Source organism: Streptomyces cinnabarinus (assembly GCF_027270315.1).
In the GTDB taxonomy this organism is placed as follows: domain Bacteria; phylum Actinomycetota; class Actinomycetes; order Streptomycetales; family Streptomycetaceae; genus Streptomyces; species Streptomyces cinnabarinus.
Genome location: NZ_CP114413.1, coordinates 706,312 through 731,610 on the forward strand (window position 1 = coordinate 706,312; position 25,299 = coordinate 731,610).

A 25,299-nucleotide genomic window follows, 5' to 3' on the forward strand; every position below is an offset into this window, starting at 1 on the left:
TACATGTTGCCACAGGCCTATGTGCGGCGCCAGGCTCTTCCATGCACCGCACACCCATAAACACCGGTTCTCGGCCGATCATTCGTTTGATCATGTGCCCGCCCGGCGCCGGAGTACGGGCCGTGCGGCGGCGGGCCGGTCGAGGCGCCCGGCCACCCCCCGTACGGTCGGATGGTCGAAGACGTCCCGGACGGCCAGTTCGCGGCCCAGTTCGGCGCGGATCCGCGCCACCAGGCGTACGGCGAGCAGGGAGTGGCCGCCCAGTTCGAAGAACCCGTCCTCGGGGCCGACCTGCTCCGCGCCGAGCACCTCGCCGAACAGCCGGCACAGCGCCTCCTCCCGGTCGTCGCGCGGGGTGCCGCCGGTCGTGCCGCCGTAGTCGGGGACGGGCAGCCGGGCGCGGTCGACCTTGCCGTTCACGGTCAGCGGCAGCCCGTCGGCCAGGACCACGACCGAGGGCACCATGTACTCGGGCAGCACCTCGGCCACGGCACGTCTGACGTCGGCTCCGACGACGCGGCGTCCGGCCGGTGGGACGACGTAAGCCACGAGCCGCCGGTCGCCCGGCCGGTCCTCGCGCACCACCGCCACGGCCCGGCTCACCCCGTCGACCGCGCCGACGACGGCCTCGACCTCGCCGAGCTCGACGCGGAAGCCGCGCACCTTCACCTGGAAGTCGGAGCGCCCCGAGAAGTCCAGGGTGCCGTCCGCCCGCCACCGCACCACATCGCCCGTCCGGTACATCCGCCCGCCCCTCCCGAACGGGTCGGCGACGAACCGGGCCGCGGTGAGCCCTCCGCGGCCCCCGTACCCGCGCGCCACACAGTCCCCCGCCACGTACAACTCCCCCCACACGCCGAGCGGCACCGGGCGCAGGCCCGCGTCGAGCACATACGTGCGGGTGTTCCACACGGGCCCTCCGATGGGGACGCTCAAGGTGCCCGAGCGCAGTTCGTCCCGGGTGACGGTGTGCGCGGTGACGACGTGGGTCTCGGTGGGGCCGTAGAAGTTGTGCAGGCGGCGGCCGGGGACGGCGGTGCAGAAGTCGCGGAGTGCCGGTCGCAGGGTGAGGGCCTCGCCGGCCTGGACGATGTCGGTCAAGGCCGGGAGCTGCAGGCCGAGTTCGCGTGCCGTGTCGACGACGGTCTCGACCACCGGGGTCGGCGCGAACAGTTCGTTGACGTCGTGGCGGGCGAGCCAGCGGACCAGCTCGGGGGTGTCCTTGCGGACCTCGTCCCGGGGGACGGCGAGGGTCTTGCCCGAGGTGAGGGCGGAGAAGATCTCGTGGGCGGCCGCGTCGAAGCTCAGTGACGCGAACTGCGCCGTGGTGGTGCCGACTCCGCCGCCGACGGTGTCGGCGTGCCAGTCCATGAGGTTGGCCAGTGCGCCCGAGGGGAACACCACGCCCTTGGGCCGCCCGGTCGAGCCGGACGTGTAGATGACGTACACCGGGTGGTCGGGGCGCAGGGGTGAGGTGCGTTCGGCGTCGGTGAGGTCGGAGTCCGGCTGACCGGCCAGGGCCTCGCGCACCGCGGGGTCGTCGAGTACGACGGTCCGGGTCGCGTCGGTGGCCGGAATCCGCTGGGCCATGCCGGTGGCCGTGAGCGTGCACAGGGGGCGCGCGTCGTCGAGCATGTACGCGATGCGCTCGGCCGGATAGTCCGGGTCGAGCGGCAGATAGGCGGCGCCGGCCTTCACCACGCCCAGCAGGCCCACCAGCAGCTCGACCGAGCGCGGCAGGAACAGCGCGACCGTCTCCTCCGGTCCCACGCCCAGGGCGGCGAGCAGTCGGGCCATGCGGTTCACACGGGAGTTGAGCTCCGCGTAGCTGAGGGACGCGCCCTCGTGGACCAGGGCGACGGCCTCGGGGGTCCGGGCGACCTGGGCCTCCAGCATCCGGGGCAGGCTGAGCGAGGGGATGTGCCGGTCGGTGGCGTTCCAGTCCACGAGCATCCGGTTCCGCTCCCGCGCGGACAGGATGTCGAGGCTGCCGAGCCGCGCCGCGGGGTCGGCGAGGACCGCGTCCAGCAGGCGTCCCAGACACCCCTTCATCCGCTCGACCGTGGCCGCGTCGAAGAGGTCGGTGGCGTACTCGACGGTGATCTCGATGCCGTCGGGTTCCGCGTCGGGGGTGTGCCGCTCGTCGAGGCTGAAGGAGAGGTCGAACTTGGCGACGCCCAGCGGGGGTTCCTCGGCCTCGATGCCCAGGCCGGGCAGCCGGAACCGCGGCCGGTCGTTGTTCTGGCTCACCACCAGCACCTGGAAAAGCGGGTGCCGGGCCGTGGAGCGCGGCGGTGCCAGGTCCTCGACGAGACACTCGAAGGGAAGGTCCTGGTGGGCCAGACCGTCGAGGTCGGTGTGACGGACGCGGGCCAGCAGCTCCCGGAAGGTCGGGCGGCCCGAGGTGTCGGTGCGCAGCACCAGTGTGTTGACGAAGAAGCCGACCAGGTCGTCCAGCGCCGGATCCGTGCGGCCGGCCACGGGGACGCCCAGGGGGATGTCGGTCCCGGCGCCGAGACGGGTGAGAAGGGCGGCGATCAGGGCCCGTACCGCCATGAAGACGGTGGCGCCGGACGCCCTGGCGAGCCGGTGCAGGGCGCGGTGCCGCTGGGCGTCGACCATCAGCCCGGTGGCCGCGCCCCGGTAGGAGGCGCGTGGCGGGCGGGGGTGGTCGAAGGGGAGTTCCAGTTGCTCGGGGAGTCCGGTCAATGCCGTGCGCCAGTAGGCCAGTTGGCTGGCGTGACGGGACTCGGGGTCCTTCGGGTCGCCGAGCAGGCGGTGCTGCCAGAGGGTGTAGTCGGCGTACTGGACCGGCAGGGGTGCGGCGGCCGGGCTTCGGGTGTCGTAGGCGGTGAGGATGTCGCGGGCGAGGGGGGCCAGGGACCAGCCGTCGCAGGCGATGTGGTGGACGACGAGTTGGAGGACGTGCTCTTGCGCGGCCAGGCGTAACAGACGGGCGCGGAAGGGGGGTTCGACGGTCAGGTCGAAGCCCCGGTGCAGGAAGTCGTCGGGCTCGTCGGGGCCTACGACGGGAAGCCCCGGGCGGGTGTCGACGATCTCCTGGCTCGGTTCTCCGTCGGTCTCCGGGAAGACGGTCCGCAGCGCCTCGTGCCGGGCCACCACGTCGGCCAGGGCGGCTTGGAGGGCGGTGGTGTCGAGCGGGCCGCGCAGGTGGAGGGCGAGGGGCATGTTGTAGGTGGCCGTCGGGCCTTCCAGGCGGCCCAGGAACCACAGTCGGCGCTGGGCGTGGGAGAGCGGGAGCCGCGAGGGGCGCGGGACGGGGAGCAGGGCGGGGCGTGGGGTGGCGGGGCGGTGCAGGCATCCGGCGAGTTCGCGGGCGGTGGGCTGGTCGAAGACGTCCCGCACGGACACCTCGCGGTCCAGCTCGGCACGGATCCGGGCCACCAGGCGCACGGCGAGCAGGGAGTGCCCGCCCAGGTCGAAGAACCCGTCCTCGGGGCCCACTCCGTCGACGCCGAGCACCGTGCCGAACAGACGGCACAGGGCCGCCTCCCGCTCATCGGCCGGGGCGCCGCCGGACGCCCCCGCCGCGTAGTCGGGTTCCGGCAGCCGGGCCCGGTCGACCTTCCCGTTGGGCGTGAGCGGAAGCCCGTCGTCCAGCACCACGACCGCCGACGGCACCATGTAGTCCGGCAACACCTGCGCCACCGCCCGGCGTACGTCGGCGCCCACGACCGGACGGCCCGGCAACGGCACCACGTACGCCGCCAACCGCCCGCCACCGCGGACCGCCGCCACCACCCGGCCCACCCCCTCGACGCCGCCCACGACCGCCTCGACCTCGCCCAACTCGACCCGGAATCCCCGGACCTTCACCTGGAAGTCCGAGCGCCCGGAGTACTCCAGACCGCCGTCGGCGGCCCAGCGCACGACATCGCCCGTCCGGTACATCCGCCCGCCGCCCCCGAACGGATCGGCCACGAACCGCCCCGCCGTCAGACCCCTACGCCCTCGGTACCCCCGCCCGACTCCGGCCCCGGCGACATACAACTCCCCCCATACGCCGAGCGGAACGGGCCGCAGCCGCCCGTCCAGCACATACAGCCGGGTGTCGCCCAGGGGCTCACCGATCGGCGGGCGGTTCAGCCGGTCCTCGCGGTCGAGGGTCGCCGCGGTGGACCAGACGGTCGTCTCGGTGGGGCCGTAGACGTTGGTCACCTCGCGGGCGCGGGCGTGCAGTTCGCGGGCGAGGCCGCTGTGCAGGGCCTCGCCGCCGACGAGGGCGCGCACCCCGGACAGGTCCACGGGACCGGCCTCCAGCAGGGACTGCCAGAGCGCCGGGGTGGCCTGGAGCAGGGTGATGCCGTGTCCGGCGACGGCTCGGGACAGGCGTACGGGGTCGCGGTGTTCGTCGTCGGTGGCCAGGACCAGGCGGGCGCCGGTCATCAGCGGGAGGAAGATCTCCAGGGCGGCGATGTCGAAGGCGACCGTGGTGACGGCGAGCAGTCGGTCCTCGGGGGTCGGCTTCAGGCGCTCGGCGAAAGTGCGCAGCAGATGGGTGATGTTGCCGAAGGTGACCGCCACGCCCTTGGGCCGGCCGGTGGAGCCGGAGGTGTAGATGACGTACGCCGTGTTGTCGGCGTGCACGGCCGGGGTGCCGGCGGAGGGCACCTCGTGCTCGGGATTGCGGACGCTGGACTCGGTCAGCAGCACGGCCGGGGAGGCGTCTTCGAGGATGCGGGCGGTGCGCGGGGCCGGGTGGTCGGGGTCGAGCGGCAGATAGGCGGCGCCTGTCTTGGCCACGGCCAGGAGGGCTACGACCAGTTGGGGGGAGCGTCGCAGGGAGACGGCCACGAGGTTCTCGGGGCCGACCCCTTGCCGGCGCAGCCGTTGGGCCAGGCCGTCGGCGCGGGCGTGGAGTTCGGCGTGGGTCAGGGTCTCCTCGCCGCACTGGAGGGCGATGGCGTGCGGAGTGCGCGTGGCCTGTTCCTCGCAGAGCTGCGCGAAGTGCGGTGCGGCGGTCACGAGAGCTCCTCCGGTGCGGGGACGGCCAGGAACGGGTCCAGCAGCCGGCCGGTCCGCTCGACGGCCGTGGTGAACATGTCGTAGTGGCCGCAGTCGACGGGTACGACGGTCACGCGGCCGGTGACGAACCGGCTCCAGCCGAGGTCCGGCGGTTCGGCCTCGCGGGCCGTCAGCAGGACGAGGTCGCCGTCGAAGCGGTCCGGGACGAAGTCCTGGGTCAGGCGCAGGTTGTTGACGCCGACGCGGAGGACGGACCGGATGCGGTCGGGTTCCGCGTCGGCCAGGAGGGGGACGCGGGCGCGGATCTCCGTGAAGCCGGCGTCGTGGCCGTCGCACAGGTTGGCCATGGCTTGGCGGGTGAGTTCGTCCTCGTCGGCCGGGTCGCTCGTCGGGTAGCTGTCGAACAGCGCGAGAAGGCGGACCCGTTGGCCCGCCTCGCGCAGCCGGACCGCCATGGCGTGGGCCAGCTGGCCGCCCATGGACCAGCCGAGGAGGTGGTAGGGGCCCATGGGCTGGACCTGCCGCACGCGGTCGAGGTAGTCGTCGGTCAACTCCTCGATACTGCTGGGGAGTTCCAGCCCCGACAGTCCGGGCGCCTGGAGCGCGTAGGCGGGACGGTCCGTGTCCAGGTGTTCCAGGAGCCGGTGATAGCTCCAGCTCAGACCGGTGCCCGGGTGGACGAAGAACAGCGGGGCGCCCTTCCCCTCGAAGCGGAGGGTCAGCAGGGGCTCGGTCCCGTCGGAGGAGACCTCGGCGAGGTTGCGGGCCAGCCCCGCCACCGTGGGCCACCGGAACACGGCCTGTACCGGTACGTCGGTGCCGAACTCCGCACGCAGCCCGCGTGCCAGCCGCACCGCGAGCAGGGAGTGCCCGCCGCTGCGGAAGAAGTCGGTGTCCCGGTCCGGGTCGGGCAGCCCGAGGACGGCGGCGAAGGCACGGGCGACGGCCTTCTCCCGCGGCGTCCGGGGCGCGCTGTCCGGGTCCGTCGAGCGGGTCGGGGGTGCGGGGAGCGGCAGGGCCGCGCGGTCGAGCTTGCCGTTCGGGGTGAGAGGCAGCCGGTCGAGCACGACGATGGCGCCCGGTACCGCCGCCGCGGGCAGTCGCTCGGCCAGTCTCGCGCGCAGCCGCGCGGGATCGGGCGGTGTCTGCGTTCCAGGGGTGACGTACGCGATCAGCCGCTGTTCGGCCGCGTGCAGGACGGCGCAGCAGCCGCCCACGCTGTCGTCGGCGCGCAGCAGGCTCTCGATCTCGCCCAGCTCCAGCCGCCGCCCGTGGAGCTTGACCTGCTGGTCCGTTCGGCCCAGGTAGAACAGCACGCCGTCGCGCCGCTGGCGGACGATGTCGCCGGTGCGGTACATCCGGGAGCCGGGCGAGCCATACGGGTCGGCGACGAAACGGGTGGCGGACAGGGCCGGGCGGCGCAGATAGCCGTCGGCGAGCTGGACGCCGGCGAGATACAGCTCTCCCGGGGCGCCGGGCGGGCAGGGGCGCAGGGACTTGTCCAGCACATAGGTCCGGGTGCGGGCGACGGGCAGTCCGATCGGCACAGGTCCGTCGTCGCCGGGGTCGCAGGGGTGGTGGGTGACGTCCACGGCCGCCTCGGTGGGCCCGTACAGGTTCACCAGCGAGACCTCGGGCAGCGTCCGGTGGAATCGGCGGGCCGTTTCCGCGGGCAGCGCCTCACCGCTGGCGAACACCCGCCGCAGCCCGGTGCAGTCGGCCGCCTCCGGCTCGCCGAGGAACAGGTCGAGCACCGACGGCACGAAGTGCGCGATCGTCACGCCCTGTTCGCGGATCGTGCGGGCCAGCCGCGCCGGATCGCGGTGCTCATCGGGTCCGGCCACGACCATCACGGCGCCCTCGCGCAGCGGCCAGAACAGCTCCCACACCGATACGTCGAATCCGGCGGGCGTCTTGTGCAGCACCCGGTCGCCCGCCTTGAGGGGATACGCGTCCTGCATCCACCGCAGCCGGTTGTCGATCGCAGCGTGCGGGACGACAACTCCCTTGGGGCGCCCGGTGGATCCGGAGGTGTGGATGACGTACGCGGGGTATTCGGGGCGCGGCGCACCGGCCGGTCCGCCGGTCCGGTCCGGGCCCCCCGCGCGTATGCCCTGCTCGGTCAGCACGCAGACGGGCCTCGCCTCGGCCAGCATGTCCTCGACGCGCGCGGCGGGCAGTTCGGGGTCCACGGGGAGGTAGGCGCAGCCCGTCTTGAGGACGGCGAGGATCGCGACGACGAAGTCCGGGGAGCGGGGCATGGCGACCGCGACGATGCCGCCGGGGGCCGCGCCCTCCTCGGCCAGCCGTGCGGCGAGTGCGTCCGCTCGCGTGTGCAGTTCGGCGTAGGTCAGCGTCGTGGCGCCGCAGACGACGGCGGGCGCGTCCGGGGTGCGGGCGGCCTGGTCGGCGAGGGATTGCGGGAGGGTGGTGACCGGGCCGCGGTCGTCGGCCCGTCCTGCGGCGATCAGTTCGCGCTCGTCCGGGGTGCGCAGGTCGATGTCCGCGACCGGCCGGTCCGGGTCGGTGACGACTGCGTCGAGCAGGAGGTTCAGCCGGGCCAGGATCGCCTCGGCCGTGTCCGGTTCGAAGAGGTCGGTGTCGTATTCGAGGTAGCCGGTCAGCCGGAGCGGCTCCGGGTGTTCGGTGAGCTGGAACGTCAGGTCCACCTTCGCGGCAGGTGGACCGTCCACCGGCTGCCGGGACGCCCGGGTGGCACCGAAGTCCGGCTGCGCGGAGCCCTGGCTCTCGAAGGCGAGCAGGACCTGGAACAGCGGATGGCGGGCGAGGGAGCGGCTGGGGTTGAGGGCCTCGACCAGGAGGTCGAACGGCAGGTCCTGGTGGGCGTAGGCGTCCAGGTCGACCTGGCGGACCCGGTCGAGCACCTGGCGGAAGGTCGGGGCGCCGGAGAGGTCGGTGCGCAGGACCAGGGTGTTGACGAAGAAGCCGACCAGGTCGGCCATGGGTTCCTCGGTGCGCCCGGAGACCGCCGCGCCGAGCACGCTGTCGTCGTCCGCTCCGAGTCGGCCGAGCAGCACGGCGAGGAGGGCGTGCACCGCCATGAAGGACGTGCAGCGGTGTTCGTGGGCCAGGCGGACCAGGTCCCGGTAGCGCTCCGGGTCGCAGGTCACGGTGGCCCGGGCGCCGTGGTGGCGGGCGGTGGCCGGGCGCGGCCGGTCGGTGGGCAGCAGGGCGGGCGGGTCCGGGAGACCTGCGAGAGCGCGGGTCCAGAACTCCGTCTGGCGGGTCCGCAGGCTCTGCGGATCGGCCGGGTCGCCCAGCAGTTCGCGCTGCCAAAGGGTGTAGTCGCCGTAGCTGACGGGGAGTTCGGGCCAGTCCGGGCCGGGCAGTCCGGCGGCGCGTGCGCGGTAGGCCGTTCCGAGGTCACGCAGGAGGAGGGGGATCGACCAGCCGTCGACGGCTATGTGATGGGCCGTCAGGACGAGCAGGTGGTCCTGCGGGCCGGTTTGGAACAGCCCGGCGCGGAAGGGTGGCCGTTCGTCGATCCGGAAGGGCGCCGAGGTCGCGGCCCGCACGGCCGCGTCCAGCTCGTCCGCGGGGACGGCGGTGACCGTCAACTCGGGGCGGGCGAGGGCCGGTTCGAGGATGATCTGACGTGGCTCCTCGCTGTACACCGTGCGCAGCGGTTCGTGCCGTCCGGCCACGTCCGCCAGGGCCGCGCCGAGCGCGCCCGCGCTGACGGGTCCGGTCAGCCGTACGCCCGCCGCCAGGTGGTAGGCCGCTCCCCCGGCGCCGATGTGCTCCAGGAACCACAGCCGCCGCTGGGCGTGGGACAAGGGCAGTGCCGTCATGACCGGGCCCCGGACGGGAGCGTGGACCGGCACCGGCCGAGCAGCTCGTCGGTCGTGGTGGATTTCGCGCCGTCGGCCGCCAGGCGGTGCAGTTCGTCGTCGTACCAGGCGAGCAGCGCGTGCAGGCCGGGCCGCGGGAGGAGTCCGGGGTCGGCGCGTACGACGAGCGGCATGTCGGGGCCGCCGCGGACCTTGACGTCCAGGCGCGGGCCGATCTGGCGGTACGGGGTGGTCGGCTCGATCCGGCGGGGTCCGGGCGCGGCGTCCGGTGGATCGGTGGGGACGTCATGGGCCATGAAGTTGAAGAAGTGGTCGAAGCCGAGCGCGATCCCCCGCTCGGCGCGGACGAGTTCGGTCACCGCGTCGAGGTCGTAGGTGCCGAAGCGGTACGCCTTCAGGGCCGCGCCGTGGACGCGCCGGGCGTACCGCTCGAAGGGGGCGGCGCCGGGTTCCAGCGCCAGGGGCACGTACTGGTTCATGGAACTGACGATGGTGCGCCAGGGCGCGGTGAACCGGTTGCTCGACTGGAGGGTGTGGACGACCCGTTCGGTTCCGGTCAAGGCCGCCGTGGCGAGGGAGGTGAGGGCGAGCAGGACGGCCTGGGGCGGTACGCCGAGCCGCCCGGCGGCCGCGCCGAGTGCGGACCGGGCGCCGGGTGAGTGCAGGACGGCCTCGATGCGGCCGGGGTGGTGACCGGCCTCGTCCGGCACCGGGAACAGCTCGTCGGGCAGGGTGCGCAGCAGGTCGCGCCAGTGGCCGAGGGCCGCCTCGCGGCGGGGGCGCTGGGCGGCGGAGCGCTGGTGGCGGGCCAGGTCCCGGGGCTGGGCCGGGGTTTCGTCGAGCAGCCGCTTGCCGTCCGGGTCGTCGCCGCCCAGCAGGGCGGCGGTCTCGGCGCGCAGCCGGGCCAGTCCGTAGCCGTCGGCGACGATGTGGTCGACGACGATGACCGCGTACGCCGGACGCCCCTCGTCGGTCACCACGGTGAAGCGGCGGGCGAACTCCCGCGCCCGGTCGATGGGCCGGCTCGCCTGCTCCCGGCCGGCCGCCTCGGCGTCTGCCGGGGCGGCGCCGGGCCGCTCGACGACCGCCGGGTCCACCCGGTCCGGGACCGGCAGCACGTGCTGTTCCTGGTCGACGAACCGCGTGCGCAGTGACTCGTGGCGGGCGCACAGGGTGTGCAGCGCCGCCGTCACCGAGGTGAGCGTGCGGTCGGGCGGCACGGGAATCACGGTGCTCAGATAGGTCTCGGGCCAGCGCTCCGGCGGCCAGTGGGTCATGACCCGCCAGACCGAGAGCTGGCCGTACGTCAGAGGGGCGCGGTCGACGGCCGACGTGGTGGTCATGTCCCTTTCCTCATACGTCGTCGAGGGTGGCGGAGGCCCGGCTCATCCGTTCCAGGAGCCGGAGCAGAAGCAGTCCCAGCAGGAGGTAGCCGGCGGCCTTGGACAGTTCCCAGCCGAGCAGTCCCGCCACCCCGCTCTGTTCGGCGAGGGCCCGGCGGGCCGCCTCGATGCCCTGGGTCATGGGCATCGCGTGGCCGACGAGGGCGAGCCAGCCGGGCAGCCGGTCGAGGGGGATGTTCACTCCGCAGAGCAGGAGCAGGGCGTACAGCACCACGTTGGAGACGAAGGTCGCCTCACGGGTGCGCAGCCCGATCGCGCCGATGACCAGTCCGCAGGCGCCGCACGACAGGGCGGTGACCAGGACGGCGGCGGTCAGGCCGGGCAGGGCGGCGGCCGGGACGACCACCCAGCCGAGGGCCACGCCGAAGGCGAGCATGAGGGTGGAGGTGGAGGCGCCGATCAGGACGGCCGGGACGATCCGGCCGCTGAACATGACGGCGCGGTTGGCCGGGCTGGCGAGCAGCGCGTTCAGCGTGCCGCTGTGGCGTTCGCCCTGGATGGACATCGACGGCGCGAACAGGCCCGCCATGGCACAGGAGATGAGGGCGTTGCCCACGACGTAGTAGGCGACCGGGTGGGTGCCCAGATAGCGGCCGAGGTGGGCGAACCAGATGAGCTGCACCACGGGGACGCCGATGACGGTCGGGATGAAGGCGGAAGGCCGCAGCCAGCGGAAGAGGGCGAGGTGGGAGCGCCAGCCCGCGACGAGGAACAGCCGGAGGGTCACTGCAGGGCCAGCGTGCCGCTGGAGCGCGCCATCCACTCGAACCTCCTCTGCAGCAGCAGGGTGAGGGCGCCGTAGACGGCCGAGAGCAGCACGCACATGCCGACCGCGCGGGCGGCCCCGGAGGTGCCGAGCGCCGCGCCCTCCAGCGCCTTGACTCCCCAAGTGGGCGACAGACACCAGGAGATGACCCGGACGGGCTCGGGGAGGGTGGAGACGGGGGCGAGCATGCCGCTGAGCATCCACACCGGGTACTCGAAGAAATTGGCCAGCGACTGGGCGGTCGGGTACAGGATGAACGCCGAGGAGAGCAGCAGGCCGAGCATGCCCAGCGCGAGCACGGTGGCGGGTAGTGCCAGCAGGAACAGTGCCGGGTCGGCCAGGTGCAGGGGCATGTCGAACAGCAGGGCGCTCCACGCGAGGGTGGCCGCCAGGCCGTACACGCCGAGGGTGGCAGTGGCGAGGGCGAACGGCAGGGTGATGAGGAAGGTGGAGCGGGGGCTGGCGACCAGGGGTTCGAGGACCTGCATCCAGCGCAGCCGGTTGATGGCGTTGCCGGAGCCGAGCAGTGTGGAGGACCACATGCCCATGAGCCCGGCGCTCAGCGCGACCGAGACGGGGGCGATGTCGCGGTCGGAGCCGTCGAGCATGTAGAAGGCCAGCGAGGCGCAGATCAGCGGCAGGAAGACGGCGAGGAAGACGTACAGGCGGGTGCGGACGAGCTGGCGCAGTTCGAGGCGCCAGGCACGCAGCAGGTACCCGGCGGTCGCGCGGGGGCCGGGGTTCGTCGGGGACGCCGTCACCGGGCCGCTCCCGAGATGAGGGAGACGTAGGCGTCCTCCAGGGTGGGTTCACGCTTGAAGACCTGGAGGACGGAGACCCCGCGCAGTTCGGCCAGTACGGCGGCGGTCACATCCGTCTGCTGGCCGCTGTGGACGTCGAGGACCTGGCCGGCGTCGCGGTCGGACAGGCTCACCGACTGGATGCCGGGCAGCGCGCGCACCCGGGCCACGTCGTCCTCCCCGGCGCCGTTGAGGTGCACGGTCAGCACGACCTGGCCGTCGGTCTGCTTCTTCAGGGACTCGGGGGTGCCCTCGGCGATCTTTTGGCCGTCCCGCATCACCACGACGCGGTCGCACAGCTCGTCGGCCTCGAACATGTAGTGGGTGGTGAGCAGTACGGTCCGGCCGCGGTGCACCTGTTCGCGGACGAGGGCGCGCAGTTCGCGGGCGCCGACCGGGTCGATGCCGTTGCTGGGCTCGTCCAGGATGACCACGTCCGGGTCGTGCAGCAGTCCGCGCGCGATGTGCAGCCGCTGTTTCATGCCTCGGGAGTAGGACTCGACGCGTTTGCGCGCCTCGCCCGACAGGCCGACCATGTCGAGGAGTTCGGGCACCCGCCGCTTCTGCTCCCGGTACGGCAGCCCGTACAGGTCGGCGAAGAGGAGGAGGTTGTCCCGGGCCGAGAGCCGGGCGTACAGGCCCTGGTCGCCGCCGAGGATGACGCCGGTCAGACGGCGCACGGTCTGCGCCTGAGCCACCACGTCGTGGCCGAGCACCCGGGCCCGCCCCGAGGTCGGCAGCAGTACGGTCATGAGGATCTTGACGGTGCTGGTCTTGCCGGCTCCGTTGGGCCCGAGCAGCCCGACCATCTCGCCGCGCTCCACATGGAGCGACAGACCGTCGACCGCGCGCTTCACCCGGCCCTGGGGGCCTCGGAAGGTTCGGGTGAGGTCGTCCACGGCGATGGCGGACGCTGATTCGGAAGCCTGCATTCGCACCTCTTACGGCCAGCGGATTACGGCCATCGGACGGGAAGAGGGACCCAGCAATTCCACAGCGACCCTAAATCCCTGCCGGATCTTCCTCAATGAACACCGGCCAGGTTGTCCGAAACTGCCCCCGTCATCCAGGTGCGATCCAGGTGAACGGCGTACCACACGCCAGGAGTTGGCCCAGATCGCGCCTTGTCACGCCGATGGAGGCGGGTTACGCTCCGCCAATCCCCCGCGATTCTCACGGTTTTCCGCAAGTCGCCGCCGAATTTCTTCCGGCCAAAGAAAACCGGGCGTCCTCCCGATTTCCGAAAATGGCGTCAGAAAGGTGTGACCATGCCACCGGAGCGCGATCCGTGGGCCCGCTGCACACCCGCCGACCGGGCGGTGATCGACGGCCTCCAGGGCGAGTCGACGCCGGTCCGGCCCGACGGGGTGCTCCGGGAGCTGCACCGCCGGTACACCGAGGGCGGCTCGCGCGTCGCGCTGACCGACGGTGAACGGGACTGGTCCTACGACGAGTTGGGGCGATGGGTGTTCGGCCTGCGCGCGGCGCTGGTGGAGCGGTTCGGCGCCGGGGTCTTCGGCGTGGCGATCGACCGCTCGGCCGAACTCGTCGCGGCGGTCCACGCCGTGGCGCTGTCCGGCGGTGCCTACTGCCCGCTGGGGACGGCCGATCCGCCCGCCTGGCGCCGCTCGGCGGCCGAAGTCGCGGGCGCCGCAGCGGTGTTGGTGGCCGACGAGAGCCAGGACTTCGCCGCGGGTTTCGACGTACGGCCGAGTCGTGCCGTGTCCCCCGGGGGTGAGCCGGTGACGCCGGACGCCGATGCCGTGGCCCAGGTCATCTTCACCTCCGGTTCCACCGGGCGGCCCAAGGGGGTCGTCTGCACCCACCAGGGGTTCGCCAACCGGATCCGGTGGATGCAGCGGGCCTTTCCGCTCACCGAGGACGACCGGGTGGCTCTCAAGACCCCGGTCACCTTCGACGTGGCCGGGTGGGAGCTGTTCTGGCCCCAGTACGCGGGCGCGCGCGGGGTGGTGATCCCGCCCGTGGAACACACCTCGCCGGAGGCGCTGATCGCCCGGTTCACCGAACACCGGGTGACGGTCGCCCATTTCGTGCCGTCGATGCTGCGGCTGTGGCTGCGGGCGGACGGTGCCCGGCGCTGCCCCGACCTGCGGCTGGTGTTCTGCAGCGGCGAGGCGCTGACGGCCGACCTGGCCAAGGAGTTCGCCCGGCAGTCGGACGCCGAGCTGCACAATCTGTACGGCCCGACGGAGGCGTCCATCGACGTGACCCACGCGCGGGCGGACCTGGCGCCCCGCGACCCGGTCCCGATCGGGCGTCCCATCGACAACACGCGGGTGTACGTCCTCGACCGGGACGGCATGATCTGCCCGGTCGGGGAGGTGGGCGAGATCTGTCTCCAGGGCATCGGTGTCGCCGCCGGCTATCTCGGCGGCGACCAGGGCCGTTTCTCCCCGCTGGGGCCCGAACCTCCCGCGGGCTGGCGCACGTTCCGCACCGGTGACCTCGGCCGGTGCACCCCCGACGGGCAGATCGAGTTCTGCGGACGGCTGGACGCCCAGGTGAAGATCAGGGGGCAGCGCGTCGAGCCCGCGGAGGCGGAGGGCGCGCTGCGGGAGCATCCGGCGGTCGTGGACGCCGGTGTGGTGCCCTACCGGAGCGGCTCGGGCCGCTGGTCCCTCGCCGCCCATGTGGTGCTGCGGCCCGATCACGAACTGCTGGATCCGCTGGGGGCGCTCATGGGCCATCTGGCGGACCGGATCCCGAGCCGGTCGGTGCCGGCCCGGATCAGCGTGGTCGAGGAGCTGCCGGTCGGCAGGCACGGGAAGGCGGACCGGGGCGCGCTGCCGGGGCCCGGTCGTGGGCGGCCGCGGCTGGCGACCGCGTTCGAGGAGCCGGTGACCAGGCTGGAGATGCTGATCGCGGGGGTCTGGGCGCATGTGCTGGACCTCGACGAGGTCGGCCGGTGCGACGACTTCCACCAACTGGGCGGCGATTCACTGGCCGCCGTGGAGATCTCGTTCCTCATCGCCGAGCGGCTCGGCCTGGACTCCGACGACGATCTCGTCGCGGACATCCTGCTGGACGGGGACACGGTGGCGAACGCGGCCCGGGCGGCCGTCGCCGGAGGGATCGACGACGGCCCTCTGTGACGGCCCGTGAGCGGATCGACGGCAGTCGGCCTGGCAAGGACGGATCGAGGGCCCGTCAGCGGATTGATGCCCCGTCAGCGGCGGATCACGCCGTTGCTGCCGCCCCGGAGCACCGGTTCGCCGTGCTGGTTCTCGATGACCAGCTCGAACTCCACCGCCACGCCGGATCTGGCCTCGCCGAGCGAGATCACGGTGACCTTCGCCTCGATGGTGTCGCCCGCCCAGACCGGCTTGAGGAACTCCCAGTCCATGCGCCGGGCGATGAAGTGCAGCCGGCCGCCGACCTTGGTCGCCAGGGACGCCGTCAACAGCCCGTGTGCCATGACGCGTTCGGCCTGTCCGGCCATGTGGTGGCGCCCGGTGTCCCCGACCAGGACGGCGAACGCCGCGATGTCCGCCTCGGTGATGTGCCGGGTCTCGCTGAAGCAGCTGCCGACCTTGAGGCTGTCCACGTCGATCGGGCGGTCGTCCTCGGTCTGCGCCATGCCTGTTCCTCACTCCCAGCTGGTGGACGGGTCGTTCGTACGGTATCGGCCGGGCGTTCGCCGCGGCCGCCTCGCTCAGCGCACTGACCGGATCGCGTGCACGAAGTCGCCGAGGTCGGCCACCGAGGGTTCGCCGGGCTCGTCGACGAAGCCGCGGACCAGGCGGACCAGCGCCTCGTAGGCCTCGGTGTGGTCGTAGGAGGCGGCGTCGGCGACCTTCAGCGACCAGCGCCAGTAGCCGGTCATGGTGTCGGCCAGCGGCATGCGGAATGACGCGATCACGTCCTTGAGGCCGGGCACGGCCTTGGCGCCGTCGCGGGCGAGGTAGGCGCCCACGAGGGAGCTGTAGAAGGCGAAGTGGCGGGCCTCGTCGCGGGCCAGCCTGCCCAGCAGGTCACGCAGGAAGGGCTCGCTGACGGTCTCCCGGAACCGCTGGTAGAACAGTTGCGTGGCCTTCTCCTGGACGAGGGTGTAGGTGAAGGACTGCAACGGGTGGGCGTAGGGGATGGTGAACTCCTTGCGGCCCTCCTCGGCCAGCTCCCGCCACAGCTCCTCGCGGGTGGCCATCGCCGTCTCGACCTGGTAGCGGGTGAGCGCGGCCGCGTGCCGTTCCTCGTCGGACGCCCAGGCGACGAGGAAGCGGAAGTACTCCCGGTTGAACCCGAAGCGCTCCAGCTCCAGTTCGGCGCCCGCCATGGGGAACGCCTGGAGGAAGTGGGCGAGATAGCCCGGGATGTGGTCCTCGACGAGGGTGATGAACCGCACCGCCGAGCGGTCGACGTCGGTGAGCGCCTCGGGCCGCAGCCCCGTCCAGTCCAGGTCCTGGAGGGTCCAGGACCGGCCCGCGGCCCGGGACACCGCCTGGTCCACCAGGTCGTGCATGGTGCCGGGCGGGAGCAGCTCCGTCATCGTGGCGCCCCCTCCGGACCCAGCCGTGACTTCAGCGCGGTGAAGGCGTAGTGCTTGGTGGTGTAGCCCCAGCCGGCGTGCGCGGTGCGCAGATAGCGCAGCAGGGGTTCCGTCATCCCGGGGGCGGCGGCCTCGATGCGGTCGCGGTGGGCGAGGGCGCGGCGCTCCCACTCCTCGATGGTGCGGCGGTAGTGCGCGGTGAGGTCGTCGAGCGAGGTCAGGCTGAATCCGGCGGCCTCGGTGGCCCGTACCAGCTCGGAGAGCGGGACCATGTCGGCGAAGCCGAACACGGTCCGGGTGACGTGCCGGGTGCCCGGCCGGCGGTCGAACTCCTGGTAGGCCTCCGCGTTGCGGAAACAGCTCTCGGACAGGTAGAGCCTGCCGCGCCGGGCCATCAGGTCGTACGTCCTGCGCAGCACCGCTTCCCGGTTGGGCATGTGGACGATGGAGCCGAGCAGGGTGACGGCGTCGTAGCGTCCGGTCAGTTCCTGGTCGGTGAACGAGCCGACGCGGACGTCCATCAGCGCGGTCAGTCCGCGGCGCTCGGCGAGGTCGCCGATGTAGTCGGCCTGCGGGGCGGACGGGGTGACCGCGGTGACCCGGCAGCCGTACTCCTGGGCCATGAACAGGGCGAGGCTGCCCCAGCCGCAGCCGATGTCCAGCAGTCGCTCGCCGCCGGTGAGCGCGAGCCGTTCGGCGACGAAGCGCAGCTTGGCGGTCTGGGCCTCCTCCAGGGTGGCGTCCGGGCTGCGGTAGAGGGCGGAGCTGTACTTCAGTCGTGCGTCGAGGAACGCCTCGAACACGGCCGGGGGCAGCTCGTAGTGCTGGTTGGTGGCCTGCCGGGCCTGGTCGGGCCCGATGTCGACGGCGCCGGTCACGCCCGGTCCCCGGAGGTGAGGTCGCGGACGACGAGTTCGGCGAGTTCCCGCGGCGTGCGTACCCGGAAGACGTCCTCGTCCTCGAACTCCACGTCGTAGACGCGCTCGACCTGCGCGACCACCCGCAGCAGCCGTACCGAGTCGGCGCCGGGGAGGTTCTTCAGGACGGTTTCGGCCTCCACCTTCTCGGTCTCCAGGCGGAGTTCCCGGCCGACCTGCGCGCGGATCTCGTCGACGACGGCGCTGATGGTGGGCAGGGGGGTGGGGTCGGCGGCCTGCTGGGACATCGTCATCCAATCGCGTGGTCGAAGTAGTGGGCGAGGCGCTCGCGGTCCTCGGCGGGCAGGCCCATGTGGTCGGCGGCCTGCCGGGAGCTGATGGGCTGGTAGGCGGCGCTCGCCATGACATGCGGTTCGCCGTCCGGGGCGAGGACGTCGGCCTCGGTGTGCAGCACGCCGTTGCCCTCCCGGCCGATCCGGGCGACCGCGCGATAGGGGAGCCGGGTCCGCAGCGGCCGCAGGAACTTGGTGCGCAGGGTGACGGAGAACGCCAGCATGCCCCGGTCGAGGGCGATCAGGTCGCCCATCACCTCGTCCACGAGCGCGCTCACGATGCCGCCGTGCACCACACCGGGGTAGGAGGCGTACTCGTCGGTGAACGTGACGTCGGTGGCGAGCCCTCCGTCATCGGTACGGAACATCTCCAGGGCGAGCCCGATGCGGTTGCGCGGGGAGCAGCCGAAACAGCGGAACGTGGGTTCGTCGAGCCAGGGCAGCTCGACCCGCTCGCCCATCAGCCCGCGTCCGTGGGGGCGGTCAGGTCGGCCAGCACCCGCCTGATGTCGCGGAGTCTGGTGATCGGGCGGCCGGACAGCTCGGCGAGCGTGGCGAAGAGCTGACTGTGGATGCGGTCCCACTCGCTGCCGTCGTCGACCTCCGCGAAGTACCGGAAGACCTCGTCGATGGTGACGTGTCCGACGAGTTCGGGGAGGTCGCCCTTGAACTTGCTCACCGGGTGCTGGTACTTGCCCTTGACGTCGGCGAGGTAGACGTAGAACACCTCCAGCACCGAGGGGAGTTCCTCGGGGCGGTCGCCGAGCCGGCGGGCGGTGTAGTGGATGAACTCCCGCGCGTGCCGGGCCTCGTCGCCGCTCGCCCGCTTCATGATCTTCGCCAGTACGGGTTCCGGGGTGACCCGGCTGACGCACTTGTACATGTGGTTGGTGGCGATCTCGGAGATCACGTTGGTGGCGAGGGTCGCCGACGGGGTGACCCCGGGCGGGTAGGGGGCGCGCATCGCGTTGATCTGTTCGTAGCCGACGTCCTCGCCCGCGAGCCGCAGCCACTTCTTGAAGGCGAGGTGGTGCTGGAGCTCCTGATAGCCCCACAGACAGACGAAGGCGGAGAAGTCGTAGTCGTCGACGAACTCGTTGAAGAAGCCGTGCTGGGCGGCGACCGAGTTGGACTCCCCCATGACCGCGCCCTTGGCGAAGGCGATGTGGTCGGGACGGACCAGATCGGGCCGGAAGTCGTCCCAGGGGATGTCCTTCAGTTCCCACGACGCCTGCTGGTAGGCCGGGAAGACGTCGTAGCTGTGCAGGGGCTCCGCCGACGGGTCGCGGGCCTGGTCGATCCGTTGCGGGGTGGTCATCGCGGTGTCCTCCGTGGGGTTCGGTGCGCTGAGGAGTCGGTCGCCCCGGTCTGCTCCGCGATCCGCTCACGGGTGAGGGCGCGCTGCCACTTGCCGCTGCTGGTACGGGTGAGCCAGCGGGGTTTGACGAGGTGGACGCGTACGTCGGTGAAGTCCATCTCGCTCTCCACGCGGGCCCTGATCAGCGCGGCGAGTTCGGCCCGGTCGGCCTCGGGCACGGCCTCCACCACCACCCGGACGACTTCGCGGCCGTCGTCCTCGACGTCGGAGAAGGCGACACAGCGCTGTCGATACACCCCGGGCACCTGCTGGGCGGCGGCCTCGACGTCGTCGGGGAAGTAGTTCTGGCCCCGGACGATGACCATGTCCTTGCGGCGGCCGGTGACATAGAGGTGGCCGTCCAGCTGGAAGCCGAGGTCCCCGGTTCTGAACCAGCGTCCGTCGAACGCGGCGGCGGTGGCCTCGGGGTGGTTCAGATAGCCGTGGGTGACGGGCGGGCCGGCGATCTGGATCTCGCCCGCCTCCCCGGGGGCGCAGCGCCGTCCGTCCTCGGTCATCAGCCGCAGCTCGATGCCGTGCACCGGATGGCCCACCGACACCAGGTCCTTGGCGCCGGGGGCGTCGGCGGGCACCGGCACCGCGCGGCGGCCCGTCGCCAGCGCGCCGCGGTCGACCGTCAGCACCCGGACCGGGCTGCCCGGCACCGGGAAGGTGATCGCCAGCGTCGCCTCGGCCATGCCGTACGCCGGGTACATCACGCCGTCCCCCACTCCGGCCGGTGCCAGGGCGCGGGCGAACCGGCGGGTGGTGGCGGCGCTGACCGGTTCGGCGCCGTTGAAGGCCAGGCGCCAGGCGGACAGGTCGAGTTCGGCGATGAGTTCCGGTGGGGCGGCGTCCAGCATCTGGTCGTAGGAGAAGTTGGGGCCGGTGATCACCGTGCCGCGGTGTTCGGCGAAGTGGCTCAGCAGGGCGGCGGGGCGGCGCAGGAAGGCGATGGGGTTGAAGACGTGCACCTCGGCGCCGTTGAGGAGGTGGGAGACCAGTCCGATGAGTCCCATGTCGTGGAAGACGGGCACCCACTGCATGAACACATCGTCGGGACTGAAGTGGCCGGAGACCACCGAGGCGTGCAGCCCCGCGGCCATGGCGGCCTGGGTGAGCTGGACGCCCTTCGGGGCGCTGGTGCTGCCGGAGGTGAACTGGACCACGGACAGGGCGTCCGGGTCGGTCGCGGGCAGCGTGCGCGCGCCGCCGGTGCCGGTGACCTTCGGGTCGATGAGGACCAGGTCGGGGAGTTGGTCGGTGAGCAGTTTGCCGACGTTGCGGAAGGCCGGGTCGAGCACCAGGTGCCGGAGTCCGGCGGTGCTCATGATCCGGGCGAGTCTGCGGGCCATGCCCGCCTCGTCGCCGAAACCGGCCGGCACCGGCAGGATGCTGACGGCCGCTCCGGCGCGCTGGACGCCGAAGAAGACGCTGAGGAAGGTGGCGTCGGTGGGCATCAACAGGCCGACGACACAGCCGGGTCCGACCCCGTGCGCCAGGAGTCCCCGCGCGCTGCGCAGCGACGCCTCGTCCAGCTCCCGCGCGGTCATCCGCTCGTCGGTGCCGGGGAAGGCGACCGTCGCCGACGGAGACGTCCGGACGTGGGCGGCGAAACAGGCGGTGAGTGTGTCCCCGGAAAGCAGTGCGGGCCTCAAGGCGATCCCTTCCGTCGTCCCGGTGAGCCGCCGCTTGCATGGTGGTTGAGCTTTGCATCGCCTTCCGGCGCCGGTAAATAGGACCAACGTCCCGGTCCCCGGCGGGCGTTCACCCGGCGGTCAGCACGTCGAGGACGCGTCGCGGGCTCAGCCTGCGGTACACGGGCCGTGCGCCGGCGGGCGCGCAGACGGCGGTCAGCAGACCTCTGCTGCACTCCCGCCACACCCGCAGCCCGGGCAGGTCGGTGCCGTCCACGGCGACCCAGACGCTGCCCTGCGCCCCTCGGCGCAGCCGGTAGTCGCGCAGCCGGACGGAGGGCCGGCGGAACGCCTTCACCGCGGCCTCCTTGCAGCTGATGCACGCCGTCGAGCGCAGCCCTGGCCGCCCACAGGGCACCGCGAGCTCCTCCTGGGGGAGCATCACCCGCCGCAGGAAGACGTCGTTACGGGGGTCCACCGGCTCGACGTCGACGCCGAGCGGCCGGCATCCCGGCATCGCCGCGCACACGGCCACGGACCCGGTGTGGGAGAGGGAGACGGTCACACCGCGTCCCGTCGGGCTGGGGGCGCCGTCCGGTGCGGTGAGGATCTGCGTGCCCCGTTCGCCGGTGACCAGCCGCAGCGCCGCCTTCCCGGTCAGTCTGGAGCGCACCCACTCCCTGCGGCGCCCGGGTCCCGGCAGCGCGGCGGCCTGGGCGCGCTCCTGGCGCCCCAGCAGTTCCTCGGGCGCCTCGCGGGAGCGCCAGTCGCAGCTCAGCACGAGAATCGGAACGCGCGGCTCTGAGGTCACGGGCCCGACCGTCCCAGGAACACAATGCGGCGACAAGAGCACCGAGATCGAATTCCCGCCAACTCTCCTGGCGTTGACTTGCCTTGAGATATCGGGGTAGCTTGCGTGACAATCCCGTCGTTGTGTAAAAGTGCCCGCTTCTCATCTCGCCCGAAGGCCACGAAGGCCCCGAGGAGAAGAATTGGACTTATCCACGAGCAATCTGACGCGCCGCGAGCTGGACATTTTACGGCTTGTGCCCAAAGGGATGAGCAACCGAAAGATCTCCAGAATTCTCGGGATCTCCGAAAAGACCGTCAAGAACCATCTCTCCACCATCTACGCGAAGATCGGCGCCACCGGCCGTACCCAGGCCGCGCTGTACGCGATGCGAGCGGACCAGGTCGCGGCCGTCCCCGTCCGGCCCCCGGAGGGCGGTGTACGGCGGCTGACGTCCCGGGAGACGGACGTACTGCGGCTGATCACCGAGGGGATGAGCAACCGCAAGATCGCGCAGAATCTCGCCATCTCCGAGAAGACCGTGAAGAACCATCTCAGCGCGATCTACACCAAGATCGGCGCCACGGACCGCACCCAGGCCGCGCTCTACGCGATCGGCCGGACCTGTCCCTGAGGTCTCATCCGACGGCCTCCACGGTGACCGTACCGGTCCTGGCCCGCAGCAGGACCCCGTCCGCGACGGCCTCCGCCTCGGCGCCCCGCACGGTGGACGGCAGGGCCGCGCCCACGAGCAGCACGGACCAGCCGTCCACCGGCCGGTCCGCGGTGACCCGCGTGCGGCTCTCGCTCCGGTCGACGGTGAACACCGCGGCCGGGCGGCCGTCGGCGGAGATGATCCTGGTGACGGTGGACCCGGACCCGGGGTGGATCCGCAGGGTGTCTCCTGCGGCGTGGTCGTAGTCCGGCCGGTCGTCGACGGCGCCCAGCGGAACCACCGCCCCCGGCCTGACCAGCACCGGCAGGCTGTCGAAGCCGTGCCGCTCCTCGACCCAGCGGGGGCCCTCGACCGTCGTCGAGGTCAGCAGGCTGGTCCAGCGGCCCTCGGGCACGTAGTAGCGGACCCGTCCGTCGGCCGAGAACACCGGCGCGACCAGAAGGGAGTCGCCGAGCATGTACTGGGTGTCCAGGTGGGCGCAGGCGGGGTCGTCGGGGAACTCCAGGACCATCGGCCGCATCATCGGCAGCCCCTCGGTGTGCGCCTCCTCGGCGATCCGGCCGAGGTAGGGCATCAGCCGCATCTTCAGCCGGGTGAAGGCGCGCAGGACGTCCACGGCCTCCTCGTCGAACTCCCAAGGGACCCGGTAGGACCAGCCGCCGTGCAGCCGGCTGTGCGAGGACAGCAGGCCGAAGGCGATCCAGCGCTTGAACACCGCCGGGTCGGGGCGGCCGATGAAACCGCCGATGTCATGGCTCCAGTAGCCGAATCCGCACAGCCCGAGGGAGAGTCCGCCGCGCAGGCTCTGCGCCATACCGGCGAAGGACGCCTCGCAGTCGCCGCTCCAGTGCACGGGGAAGCGCTGGGCGCCGGCGCTCGCCGCGCGGGCGAACAGCACGGCCTCGCCTCGGCCGCGGCGCTTCTCCAGCAGCTCGAAGACGACCTGGTTGTAGAGGTAGGCGTAGTGGTTGTGCATGCGCTCGGGGTCGGAGCCGTCGAAGTACTCCACCTCCAGCGGGATCCGCTCCCCGAAGTCCGTCTTGAAGCAGTCCACGCCCTGGTCGAGCAGCGCGCCGAGGTGTCCGGCGAACCAGTCGCGGGCGGCCGGATCGGTGAAGTCCACCACCGCGAGGCCGGGTTGCCAGCGGTCCCACTGCCAGACGTCGCCGTTCGGCCGGCGCAGCAGAAAGCCGCGTTCCCTGCCCTCGGCGAACAGGGGCGACCGCTGGGCGATGTACGGGTTGATCCACAGGCAGATCCGCAGCCCGCGCGCCTTCAGCCGGGCCAGCATGCCGTCGGGGTCGGGGAAGGTGCGGGGATCCCAGGCGAAGTCGCACCACTGCCACTCCCGCATCCAGAAGCAGTCGAAGTGGAACACCGACAGGGGCAGTTCCCGTTGAGCCATGCCGTCGATGAAGGAGGTGACCGTCTCCTCGTCGTAGGAGGTGGTGAAGGACGTCGACAGCCACAGCCCGTAGGACCAGGCGGGCAGCCGGGCCGGGCGGCCGGTCAGGGCGGTGAGGCGGCGCAGGATCTCCTTCGGGGTCGGGCCGTGGATGACGTAGTACGTCAGTTTCTGGCCCTCGACGCTGAACTGGGTCCGGGCGACGGCTTCCGAGCCCACCTCGAAGGAGACCCGTCCGCTGTGGTGCACGAAGACGCCGTAACCGGCGTCCGTGAGGCAGAACGGCACGTTCTTGTAGGCCTGTTCGGTGGAGGTGCCGCCGTCCTCGTTCCAGACGTCGACGCTCTGGCCGTTGCGGACCAGCGGGCCGAAGCGCTCGCCGAGCCCGTAGACGTGGTGGCCCACGTCGAGGTCCAGCTGTTCGCGCACATAGGACCGGCCGTCGGCCACGATGTACGCCATCGCGTTGGCTCCGCTGCCGGTCAGGACCCGGCCGTCGGCGAGGAAGTCCATCCGCCAGGTGTCCCCGCGGGCGAACCGGACCGACAGGGAGCCGCTGGTCAGCGTCGCCGACTCGTCGTCCACGCGGACCTGGACGTCGGTGGCGGTGTCGGCGCACAGCGCGAGTTCCGGACCGCGCGCGGGACCGCCGTCGAAGTGGGTGATCTCCACGCCGATGACGCCGGGCAGCGGGCTGGAGCAGCGGACGGTGAGGACCGTCCCGTCGGTCAGGTCTCCCCTGCGCTCGATCCGGCGCACGGGCGCGTACACGGTCAGGGAGTCCGCCTCCGGGAGGATCCGGTACGCCTCGGCGGGGCAGTGGGCCTCGATGCCCTCGCGGAGCCGCCAGTAGCCGTCGGTGAACTTCATCCGGTGACTTCTCCTCGGTGGTGGCTGGTTTCCGGCGCTCTCGTAGCGGCGCAGCCCGTGCCGGAAGACTGTCCTGGCCAGGGCGTGGGTGAGGAGCGCCGCGGCGGGCGCGGCCAGGACCGCCCACAAGGAGCCGCCTTCCGTCAGGAGGTCGGCCGGGAGGTAGGCGACGAAGGCGAGCGGCAGCGGGAAGAGGAAGACCAGGAACAGCGCGCGCGGGTACAGGGTCAGTGGGCACCGGGCGAGGTCGGTGAACTGGTGGACCAGGAACGGGATGTTGTGCAGCTCCCGGAACCAGAACCCGAGGGAGGCCGACGCCAGGTTGATCGATCCGTGGATCAGGCTGCCGGACAGCACGAAGACCAGCAGCAGGGGCACGGTCCAGATGCCGTGGGGCAGCGGGAGGTGGCCCGCGGCGAGGGTGATCGCGGTGACACCGATGGTGAGGTCGCCGAGTCCGTGCAGGCTCACGTCCCGGGTGTACAGGTGCAGCACGGGATCGACGGGGCGCAGCAGCAGGGTGTCCAGCTCGCCCTTGCGGATGAGTTCGCCGAGTTTCCAGACGCCGTTGAACAGCAGGACGTTCAGGCCGAGGGGCGCGGTCGCGAGGCCGTACAGCAGGATCAGCTTCCACGTGCTCCAGCCCTCGATCTGCGGTACGCGGCGCAGCAGCACCAACAGGAAGGCCAGCCAGGTGCCCTGGCGCAGGAGCGCGGCGACGATCTGGAGCAGCAGGTCCGCGCGGTGGGCGGCCCTGGCCCGGTACTGGAGGGCGAGGAGCAGCGGGAAGTGGGTGCGCCGGTCAGCCGCCATAGGTGTCCAGCCGCCGGAAGCCGCGGTGCAGGAGCAGTGTGGCCGCGGTGCACAGGATGCCGAGCCACAGCACCTGGACCGCGATGAGCGCGGCTGCCTCGCCGGCGCCGACCCGGCCGAAGTAGAGCTGGACGGGGGTGTGGAAGGTGCCCTGGAACGGCAGGGCATAGGCCACGGCGCGCAGCCGGTCGGGGAGCATCTGCAAGGGGAACATCGCGCAAGTGCACGGGTTTGAGCAGTTCCATGGAGACACTGCCGTCCCGGATG

At 72.1% G+C, this 25,299-nt stretch carries 18 protein-coding genes and 1 pseudogene; 2 read left to right on the top strand and 17 right to left on the bottom strand.

Annotated features, from left to right (window positions below; translation table 11 throughout):
- Positions 1-90: 90 nt before the first annotated feature.
- From STRCI_RS03320 to STRCI_RS03345, 6 genes are read right to left on the bottom strand one after another with little or no spacing between them, the layout of a single operon-like run.
- The gene (locus STRCI_RS03320) at positions 91-4,986 is read right to left on the bottom strand and encodes a non-ribosomal peptide synthetase (protein WP_269657296.1); all 4,896 of its coding nucleotides are present in this window, start codon (positions 4,984-4,986) and stop codon (positions 91-93) included.
- Entirely contained in the window at positions 4,983-8,798 is a 3,816-nt protein-coding gene (locus tag STRCI_RS03325; protein WP_269657297.1) for an amino acid adenylation domain-containing protein, read from the bottom strand. Before STRCI_RS03325 ends, STRCI_RS03320 begins: the two co-directional genes overlap by 4 nt.
- On the bottom strand, positions 8,795-10,141 hold the full coding sequence (locus STRCI_RS03330) for a condensation domain-containing protein (RefSeq protein ID WP_269657298.1): 1,347 nt from the start codon (positions 10,139-10,141) through the stop codon (positions 8,795-8,797). The genes STRCI_RS03325 and STRCI_RS03330 overlap by 4 nt, the downstream gene beginning before the upstream one ends.
- Positions 10,142-10,151: 10 nt before the next feature.
- The gene (locus STRCI_RS03335) at positions 10,152-10,928 is read right to left on the bottom strand and encodes an ABC transporter permease (protein WP_269657299.1); all 777 of its coding nucleotides are present in this window, start codon (positions 10,926-10,928) and stop codon (positions 10,152-10,154) included.
- Positions 10,925-11,728 carry an ABC transporter permease gene (locus STRCI_RS03340; protein WP_269657301.1) on the bottom strand — a complete coding sequence of 268 codons (804 nt, stop codon included), beginning with the start codon at positions 11,726-11,728 and terminating at the stop codon, positions 10,925-10,927. The genes STRCI_RS03335 and STRCI_RS03340 overlap by 4 nt, the downstream gene beginning before the upstream one ends.
- The gene (locus tag STRCI_RS03345) at positions 11,725-12,699 is read right to left on the bottom strand and encodes an ABC transporter ATP-binding protein (protein WP_269657302.1); all 975 of its coding nucleotides are present in this window, start codon (positions 12,697-12,699) and stop codon (positions 11,725-11,727) included. Before STRCI_RS03345 ends, STRCI_RS03340 begins: the two co-directional genes overlap by 4 nt.
- A gap of 336 nt (positions 12,700-13,035) precedes the next feature.
- Here STRCI_RS03345 and STRCI_RS03350 point away from each other — a divergent pair, with 336 nt between their 5' ends.
- Positions 13,036-14,880 (top strand): non-ribosomal peptide synthetase, encoded by a 1,845-nt coding sequence (locus STRCI_RS03350; protein WP_269657303.1) that lies wholly within the window; start codon positions 13,036-13,038, stop codon positions 14,878-14,880.
- A 74-nt stretch (positions 14,881-14,954) separates the two neighbouring features.
- Here STRCI_RS03350 and STRCI_RS03355 read toward each other — a convergent pair whose 3' ends face one another.
- From STRCI_RS03355 to STRCI_RS03390, 8 genes are all read right to left on the bottom strand, one after another.
- Complete coding sequence (locus STRCI_RS03355; RefSeq protein ID WP_269657304.1) at positions 14,955-15,365, bottom strand: hotdog family protein; 411 nt, start codon at positions 15,363-15,365, stop codon at positions 14,955-14,957.
- 75 nt (positions 15,366-15,440) lie between these two features.
- The gene (locus STRCI_RS03360; protein ID WP_269657305.1) at positions 15,441-16,274 is read right to left on the bottom strand and encodes an acyl-ACP desaturase; all 834 of its coding nucleotides are present in this window, start codon (positions 16,272-16,274) and stop codon (positions 15,441-15,443) included.
- On the bottom strand, positions 16,271-17,152 hold the full coding sequence (locus tag STRCI_RS03365; RefSeq protein ID WP_269657306.1) for a class I SAM-dependent methyltransferase: 882 nt from the start codon (positions 17,150-17,152) through the stop codon (positions 16,271-16,273). Before STRCI_RS03365 ends, STRCI_RS03360 begins: the two co-directional genes overlap by 4 nt.
- Positions 17,149-17,445 (bottom strand): acyl carrier protein, encoded by a 297-nt coding sequence (locus tag STRCI_RS03370; RefSeq protein ID WP_269657307.1) that lies wholly within the window; start codon positions 17,443-17,445, stop codon positions 17,149-17,151. Before STRCI_RS03370 ends, STRCI_RS03365 begins: the two co-directional genes overlap by 4 nt.
- Positions 17,442-17,945, bottom strand: coding sequence for a PaaI family thioesterase (locus STRCI_RS03375; protein ID WP_269657308.1), 504 nt, complete (start codon positions 17,943-17,945; stop codon positions 17,442-17,444). The genes STRCI_RS03370 and STRCI_RS03375 overlap by 4 nt, the downstream gene beginning before the upstream one ends.
- Positions 17,945-18,802: a ferritin-like domain-containing protein gene (locus STRCI_RS03380; RefSeq protein ID WP_269657309.1), complete on the bottom strand. Its 858-nt coding sequence runs from the start codon at positions 18,800-18,802 to the stop codon at positions 17,945-17,947. Before STRCI_RS03380 ends, STRCI_RS03375 begins: the two co-directional genes overlap by 1 nt.
- Positions 18,799-20,499 carry an AMP-binding protein gene (locus STRCI_RS03385; protein ID WP_269657310.1) on the bottom strand — a complete coding sequence of 567 codons (1,701 nt, stop codon included), beginning with the start codon at positions 20,497-20,499 and terminating at the stop codon, positions 18,799-18,801. The genes STRCI_RS03380 and STRCI_RS03385 overlap by 4 nt, the downstream gene beginning before the upstream one ends.
- Before the next feature lie 109 nt (positions 20,500-20,608).
- Entirely contained in the window at positions 20,609-21,289 is a 681-nt protein-coding gene (locus STRCI_RS03390; protein ID WP_269657311.1) for a 4'-phosphopantetheinyl transferase family protein, read from the bottom strand.
- A gap of 130 nt (positions 21,290-21,419) precedes the next feature.
- Between STRCI_RS03390 and STRCI_RS03395 the strand changes: the two genes are divergently transcribed.
- Positions 21,420-21,902 (top strand): response regulator transcription factor, encoded by a 483-nt coding sequence (locus tag STRCI_RS03395; protein WP_269657312.1) that lies wholly within the window; start codon positions 21,420-21,422, stop codon positions 21,900-21,902.
- A 4-nt stretch (positions 21,903-21,906) separates the two neighbouring features.
- On the opposite strand, the gene yicI is transcribed toward STRCI_RS03395, so the two are convergent.
- The 3 genes and pseudogenes from yicI to STRCI_RS03410 form a co-directional block, all read right to left on the bottom strand.
- Entirely contained in the window at positions 21,907-24,219 is a 2,313-nt protein-coding gene (yicI, locus tag STRCI_RS03400) for an alpha-xylosidase (protein WP_269664478.1), read from the bottom strand.
- 42 nt (positions 24,220-24,261) lie between these two features.
- Positions 24,262-25,032: pseudogene (locus tag STRCI_RS03405) on the bottom strand (ABC transporter permease); the annotation flags it as partial.
- Positions 25,022-25,246 carry an ABC-2 family transporter protein gene (locus STRCI_RS03410; protein ID WP_269657313.1) on the bottom strand — a complete coding sequence of 75 codons (225 nt, stop codon included), beginning with the start codon at positions 25,244-25,246 and terminating at the stop codon, positions 25,022-25,024. The pseudogene STRCI_RS03405 and the gene STRCI_RS03410, both read right to left, overlap by 11 nt.
- Positions 25,247-25,299: the final 53 nt, after the last annotated feature.